The sequence below is a fragment of the Desulfogranum mediterraneum DSM 13871 genome (assembly GCF_000429965.1).
GTDB classification, from domain to species: Bacteria; Desulfobacterota; Desulfobulbia; order Desulfobulbales; family Desulfobulbaceae; genus Desulfogranum; species Desulfogranum mediterraneum.
The window spans coordinates 1-6,961 of sequence record NZ_AUCW01000055.1; the positions used below are offsets into that span (position 1 = coordinate 1).

Below are 6,961 nucleotides of genomic sequence, written 5' to 3' on the forward strand. Positions count from 1 at the left end.
GGAGGCGGGAATCCAGTTTCGGAGGAGGGAGGGGCAGCCTTCCCCCTGTGTCATGATGTCTCTCTGCGTGGTCATGGGGTTGCCATCAATCGTTGGGTATCCGGGGTATCCGGGGACAGACCACGGTTTTGACTCTGACCAGATTATTCCGTGATATGCTGATAGCACGTGCCGCTGGGTCGGAATGGCTGCCGGCCTGCAGGGTTTTGGCTGAGCTGAGCACCTGAAGCCTGCCAACCGCAGGCAGGGGAGCAGGGCCTGCCTGCTGCTTCCCTGCCTGGCCGGAGGGGCCGGTATCAGCCCTTCATGGATTGGTGATAGGACGCCATCACCGCCACAATGGCCCGGCCAACATCCCGGCAATCTGCCTCACTGATGTTGGCCAGGGCGACCCTGAGCGACCAGTCCGGTCCGGCAAAGCCCTTGCCTGGGAGGCAGACGGTGCGATGCTCTTCTGCCAGTTTAAAGAGAAACTCCAGGGGATTCTTCTCGGTTAACTGGCTGCTGAAGGCCGGGCCGTACATCCTGGTGGCCAGTTTTTGCAGGTCTATCAGCGCGTAGTAGCGGGTCAGGTTGTTCCCCTCCGGCTCAGGCAGGGTGATGGCCCGGAAGAGTGCTGACCAGCGCTTCTTGAGGATATCCATGATCGACTTTTTGTAGAGATAGTCCTGATCGAGCAGCTCGTAGAGGGAAAACAGGCACATCGCCACCTGCTGGGGGCCCGAGATTCCGCCGGTATGGGCCAGGGCGACCTGGCGACTGTCCATCTCCAGTCGTTCATGAAAGGGAATCTCCCCGGGCCTGGTCGAGGTAAGGCGATATCGCATATCCAGCATGGCCTGTTTGGCCTTGGGCAGTTTTTTGATCAGCCGGTTGATGATGCAGTTTTCATGGACCATCACCACCCCGAGCCGCCAGCCGGTAACCCCGAAGTATTTGGAGTAGGAGTAGACCCCCAGGATGTTTTCCGGCAGTTCCTTGCCAAAGGTGTTGAATTCATCGACAAAGCTGGCATAGACCGTGTCGGAGATAATCACCATATCCGGGTTGTGGCTGCGGATGGTTCCGGCCATCCGCCTGACCGTATCGGCGTTCAGGGAGACCGAGGTGGGGTTGGTGGGGTTGACCATGTAGAGGGCCTTGACTGCAGGGTCTTTCAGCTTGGCCACCTCGGAATCCGGTATTTGCCAACCGAGTTCTTCCTTGCCCTCGATGTATACCGTCTTCAGGCCGTAATCATCGAGCAGGGGCAGCTCCAGGTAGGGCGAAAATACCGGGGTGACGATGGCCACCTTGTCCCCGGGGTTGAGGATCATATTTTCCCTGAGGGAGTTAAAGATATAGATCATGGCAGCGGTGGCGCCTTCGGTGGCAAAGAGGTGAAATTTCCCCTGGGGAGGGGCATTGCTGAAGACCACCCGATCGAGATATTTGCCGACAATCTGTTCCGTTACCGGGAATATCCGGGGTGGATCCGGATAAAAGTCGGCCTGGATGCCGTCCACCAGCTGAAAGGCGAGTTCATCGGCATCAAGTTCAACTTCCTGAAAGGCATAGTCAATTGCCTGTCCGAGGAGATCCGCCCCGGGCTGCCCCTGTTTCCTGGCAATGGAGGCCCGTAACCTCTTGGCCATCCCGTTCTTGTCCTGGCGATAGCCGACGTCCCTGATAGCCGAGTCCTGTTCCGCCATCTCTGCGGCAATCTGGGTGAGCAGGGCAAAAGAATGGCGTACCCCGGTGTTGAGAAAGTTGGGATTGCCCCGTCCGGCATTCAAGACCGTGTCCTCTGCCCTGTGACAGGCATCCTGGGCCTTTTTGATCAACAGGTTCTTGATTTCAAAGGGGCTCTCCTGCTCCAGTGCGGCCCAGTCGATATTTGCGCCGGCAGCTGCAGCTTCGGAGGCGGTCAAACCGATGAGCTGACCGGCAGCACTGATCGACATCCCGAAGATGGCGGCATATTTGAAAAAATCACGCCGACTGACACTGCCCTGCCTGGTCTCTTCGGCGACCTCGTGTAAAAGGTGATGTATCTCTGATGACATATCTTCTCCGTAGGTTGATTTCCTCTCCATGGGAGGAGGGTTTGAGGGGGATCCGTTGCCTCTTCTGTCCGTCCCCGCCCCCCTTCCTCATCCGCACCCCAGTCACACCTCTTTGTATCCCTTTAGGCCACCTTGAAAAATTGCTTTTCCTTCCAATCTCGGCGTTGCACTTAAAACTTTATCCTCGGAATATCAGGTATATGCCTGCAGTAAAATTTATCGCGCGCCTTGGCCTTGATTGAAAAATCTAATTTTTCAAGGTACCCTTTATCTCTGTGGCCAGGCTCTTTCCCGATCGTCCACGCGCAAGAACTGCTCCGCCGCTCACAGCCGGCCCGCTCTGTAAATCCTATGATAAATAGAGGTTGAGTGTCAAATCCTTCACCCCGGGAGCATTCGGTTGAACGGGGGCGTCCCGGCCCGGGAGCGTATTTTGTAGGTCGTCATTCCCGCGCAGGCGGGAATCCAGTTTTGGAGGAGGGAGACCGCCCCCTTGAGCTGGATGTCTGCCGGAGTGGGATGGTGTTGATATCGAGGGTTGAGATTGAGGGATTAGGACGAGCGTTGAGGACGATTGTCGAGGACGAGAGGTGCAGTGGGAGCACCCTGGATGCCCGCCTTCGCGGGCATGACGGTAGAGGCGTAGGTATGGCGGTAAAAGGGCGGGCATGACGGCAGATTGGGATCGTAGAACAGGGCGACTGCAGAGAGAGGCAACTGAGGGTGGATATCCTCTCGCTCTGCCTGTGGGCGCAGCCTGGAACGCTGGGATATTCTGTCCATGGGACTTGCCCCTGTGGTTCGCCATCCCGGGTCCTGCTCAACCCGCTGTTCTTCCCTGCTTTCCCCTTTCCCGTATTCCCAGCCTGGTGGCCAGGTTGTGCAGGTTGCTCCTGTTCATGGCCAGGTCACGGGCTGCCGCCGCCCAGTTGCCCTGGTTCCTGTTCAGCGCTCTCTTGATCAGCTCAACCTGGAAGGCCTTGACCTCGTCCCGCAGGGAAAGACCCGAACGACCCTCTGTAGGAGAGGGCGGGCTGGGCCGGGGAGGGTCCGGGTTGGTGTAGATGCCGGCACTCAGGTCCGCACTCAGATGCAGCGGCGAGAGGAGCAGCGACTCGCCGCTGATGGCGCCGGCCGAGGCCTTGAGTACCGATCTGGAGATGACATTCTCCAGCTCTCGGACATTGCCTGGCCAACGATAGCGAAGCAGCAGGCGCTGGGCCTCCTGGCTGATGGTGATCTCCCGGATAGCCAGTTTGCCCTTGGTTTTCTCTGCAAAGAAGGCAGCCAGCAGGCCAATATCGTCCTTGCGTTCGCGCAGCGGCGGTACCTCCAGGGGGTAGACATTCAAGCGGTGGTAGAGATCGGCCCTGAATCGCCCAGCCGCCACCTCCTCTTCCAGGTTCCGGTTGGTTGCAGCCAGCAGCCGGACCTCCACATGGATCATCTTTTCCGAGCCCAGCCGCTGGACCTCCCCCTCCTGGATGGTCCTGAGGATCTTGGCCTGGATCGCAAGCGAGAGTTCACCTATTTCATCCAAAAAGAGGGTGCCGCCGTGGGCAAGCTCAAACTTGCCGGCCCGGTCCTTAACCGCACCGGTAAAGGCGCCCTTACGATGACCAAACAGCTCGCTCTCCGCCAATGAGGCGGGAAGGGCGGCGCAGTTCAGGTACAACAGCGGTCGGTCGCTGCGAGGCGATCCGCTGTGGATGGCCCGGGCGACCAGCTCTTTGCCCACCCCGGTCTCACCCAGGATCAGCACGGTAAAATCGGAGCCCGCGACCAGCTCGATCTCCCGGCGCAGCTTCCTGATGGCCGGACTGTTGCCCAGGATTTCCCGGCCCCGCTGCTGCTGGATGTCCTGCATCAGGTCTGAGGCCAGCTGGCCCTGGTGTCTGGCCTCTCTCTCCAAACCACTAAGGAGGCCCACGGTCTGGATCTGGGCACCGGCCAGGGCAGCTATGACCTCTACGTACTGCAGCGGCAGGTGGGCAAAGGCTGAAGGCTCAACCGCGTCAAAGACCAGCACCCCGACCAGTTGCTCCCTGACCCAGAGGGGGCAGCCCATGCAGGCATGGATCGTCTGCTTGCTGTCCGGGCTGCCCGCCAGCAACAGGCCGTCAAAGGGATCGGGCAGGCTGCTGTCACTGGAGAACAGGGTCGGCTCGCGGGAACTGCAGATGATATCAAGCCTGGGGTGATCGCTGCGCTTGAATACCGTGGCCATGGCTGCCGGCAGCAGCCCTTTGGCCGCCAGCGGGAGCAGTTGCTCCTCTTCGACCCGCAGCAGGGCTGCAGAGTCATAGGGGATGGCCAGGTGGAGGGCCTCCAGCAGGCGGGTGTAGCGATCCTCGGCAGTCAGGACCGCGGTGAGGTCGGTTGCGATGGCAGAGAGGGTTTCCAGTTTCTTCATGTTGTGAACAGTACAACATTGTATCCACGATCACAACCTGCAGCTGTTGTGATCGTGGATACATTGTGGATAAGTGCTGGATATTGCGATGCGGGCGTATCTGGCACGACAGTTGCTAGGTAAGGGCAGCGAGGCAAAAATGAGGGATATCCCCTTAAGATACCACTCTTTACCCAAGGAGCACCCCATGAAGGTACTGCAGCTGGAGAATACCAACGAGTTCACCCCTGGCGTGATGAAACGATTCTTTCTGGTGGAAGATTCAGAAAATTTCAAGATTATCAACTTCAACCTCGATGCAGGGGTGACCTTCCCGGTCCACTCCCATGACCTGGATGGAGAGCTGTCCATCCAGGTGCTGGAGGGGGAGGGCTTTTTCCTCGGTGAAGGGGATGCGGCCATCCCGGCAAAGGCCGGCGACCTCCTGATCTCCCAGATTCGTGAACCCCACGGGGTGAGGGCGACCACCAGGATGAGGATCCTGGTGACCATTGCCCCGCCCATCTGAACCAAGCCGGCTCAAGAGAGCCTGGGAGCTGGTGGAGCGGCAGGGAAAAGCTGCTGCCTCTTCAACCCCCTCTTATTTTATCCGCACCGCCCGGCTCCCGGACCAACCACTCCGGGGCTGGGTTGGTGAAGAGCGCACCATGGAGAGCATCATGCAACTGAGCCCAAAGACCACCATTCTCACCCTGATGCAGGAGTACCCCTTCCTGATCGATGTTCTGGCCGAGCATAATCCGGCCTTTGTGAAACTGAAAAATCCGATCCTGCGTCAGACCATGGGCAGGGTGGCCACCCTGGAGAAGGCCGCCTCCCTGGGCAAAGAGGATACCCTGGAGCTGATGCTCTTTGTTGCCGGCAGGATCATGGCCGTGACCGGTGTCCAGGTCGAGATCCTGCCCCCGGAGGTCACGGCTGCTCACCAGGCCCCCCTCTCTGCCGAGCAACGCCTGGTCGCCCTGAAGGAGATTATTCGTGAACTGCATGCCGGGGCAGCGCTGCAGGAACTGCAGGAAAAGTTTGAACAGAGTGTCGGTGATATCAGCCCCGAGGAGATCGCCGCCCTGGAGCAGGCCCTGGTCGATGAGGGGCTGCCTGAAGCGGAGATCAAGCAGTTGTGCAACCTCCATGTGGAACTCTTCAAGGGGACCCTGGACGGTCAGCTGCCCCCCTGCATGCCGGCCGGTCACCCTGTGCACACCTATATGGAGGAAAACCGGCATGCCTCGGAGCTCGGCAAGGCGCTCGTTCTGGAGCTGGAGCGGATGGGTGAGGAGCCGGGCGAAACCATCTGGTCCTTTACCGTGGGCCAGCTGCGCAGCCTGGTGGCGGAGCTGAGCGATATCCGGACCCACTATGTGCGTAAGGAGAACCAGCTCTTCCCCCTGCTGGAGCACCATGGTCTGGAGGCTCCCACCAAGGTGATGTGGGAGGTGCATGATGATATCAGGGCGCAGCTGCGCAGCGCAGCAGCCCTGTTGAAGGGTACGGACCGGGCAGCCGCCCGGCAGGCCGTGGCCGATTGTGTTACGGCAGTCGAGGATATGATCTACAAGGAGGAACGGATCCTCCTGCCCATGGCCCTTGAGACCCTGAGGGCTGAGGAGTGGGCCCGGATTCGCCTGGGCGATGACGAGATCGGCTACGCCTTTGAGGTGGAGCCTGGTGAGGATTGGCAGCCCCCGGTGCAGGCCGCGGTGGAGGGGGCGGAGAAGGGGGCTGTCCCTGAAGGTCTGGTGGATCTTGCCACCGGTCGGCTCTCCCTGGAGGTGCTCAACGAGATGCTCTGTAACCTGCCTGTGGATATGAGCTTTGTCGATGCCGAGGATAAGGTGGCCTACTACTCTGATTCCAGTCACCGTATCTTTCCCCGCAGCCCGGAGGTGATTGGCCGTAATGTCCGGAACTGCCATCCGCCCAAATCCGTGGATATGGTGACCGAGATCCTGGAAAAGTTCAAATCAGGAGAACGGGACACGGCTGAATTCTGGTTGGAGCTTGGCAACAGGTTCATCCATATCCAGTATCGTGCCCTGCGCAACCGCCAGGGCGACTATCTGGGCTGTCTGGAGGTGGGACAGGACGCCAGCCATCTCCGTGGGCTTACAGGCCAGCGCCGGCTGCTCGAGTGGAAATGAGGGCGCAGCTGTTCATGGAAAAGATCCGGTGCCGGCTCGCCCGCTGTGGTCAACTGCCCGAGGCGGATCCGGCCGGTGGTCTGCGCTTGTCTGTCCTGGAAAAGCTGGTTCTGGGACCATTCTTTTTCCTTATCCTGCTTGTCCTGGTTCTCTTTACCTGGAGCTTGATCGTGCTGGCAGGGGGACAGCAGGGGGCTGGGGGGCCCATCGGTCTGATCGCGGCGCTGTTTCTTTCCTAGCGGGCTCTGGAGAACTTGAAGAACAGGGCAGGTCCGCCTTGCTTGATTCAGGGTGAGCGGTCATGGCCGCGAAGGCGGGCTCCAGGGTGCTCCTGTTGCGGCTCCCATCCTCATCGATCGATG

Annotated in this window: 5 protein-coding genes; 3 read left to right on the forward strand and 2 right to left on the reverse strand. The window is 59.6% G+C overall.

The window, feature by feature from the left end; all coding sequences use genetic code 11:
- Positions 1-296: 296 nt before the first annotated feature.
- Both G494_RS0114435 and norR read right to left on the reverse strand, forming a co-directional pair.
- A complete protein-coding gene (locus G494_RS0114435; RefSeq protein ID WP_051305727.1) occupies positions 297-2,045 on the reverse strand; it encodes a bifunctional aspartate transaminase/aspartate 4-decarboxylase in 1,749 nt (582 codons plus the stop codon).
- A gap of 820 nt (positions 2,046-2,865) precedes the next feature.
- A complete protein-coding gene (gene norR, locus G494_RS0114440) occupies positions 2,866-4,458 on the reverse strand; it encodes a nitric oxide reductase transcriptional regulator NorR (protein WP_028585097.1) in 1,593 nt (530 codons plus the stop codon).
- Between the two features lie 187 nt (positions 4,459-4,645).
- On the opposite strand from norR, the gene G494_RS0114445 reads away from it, so the two are divergent.
- From G494_RS0114445 to G494_RS0114455, 3 genes are all read left to right on the forward strand, one after another.
- Positions 4,646-4,966: a cupin domain-containing protein gene (locus G494_RS0114445; protein ID WP_028585098.1), complete on the forward strand. Its 321-nt coding sequence runs from the start codon at positions 4,646-4,648 to the stop codon at positions 4,964-4,966.
- Positions 4,967-5,117: 151 nt separating this feature from the next.
- Positions 5,118-6,599 (forward strand): DUF438 domain-containing protein, encoded by a 1,482-nt coding sequence (locus G494_RS0114450; protein WP_028585099.1) that lies wholly within the window; start codon positions 5,118-5,120, stop codon positions 6,597-6,599.
- Between the two features lie 14 nt (positions 6,600-6,613).
- The gene (locus G494_RS0114455; protein ID WP_153305896.1) at positions 6,614-6,838 is read left to right on the forward strand and encodes a hypothetical protein; all 225 of its coding nucleotides are present in this window, start codon (positions 6,614-6,616) and stop codon (positions 6,836-6,838) included.
- The last annotated feature ends 123 nt before the right edge of the window (positions 6,839-6,961 follow it).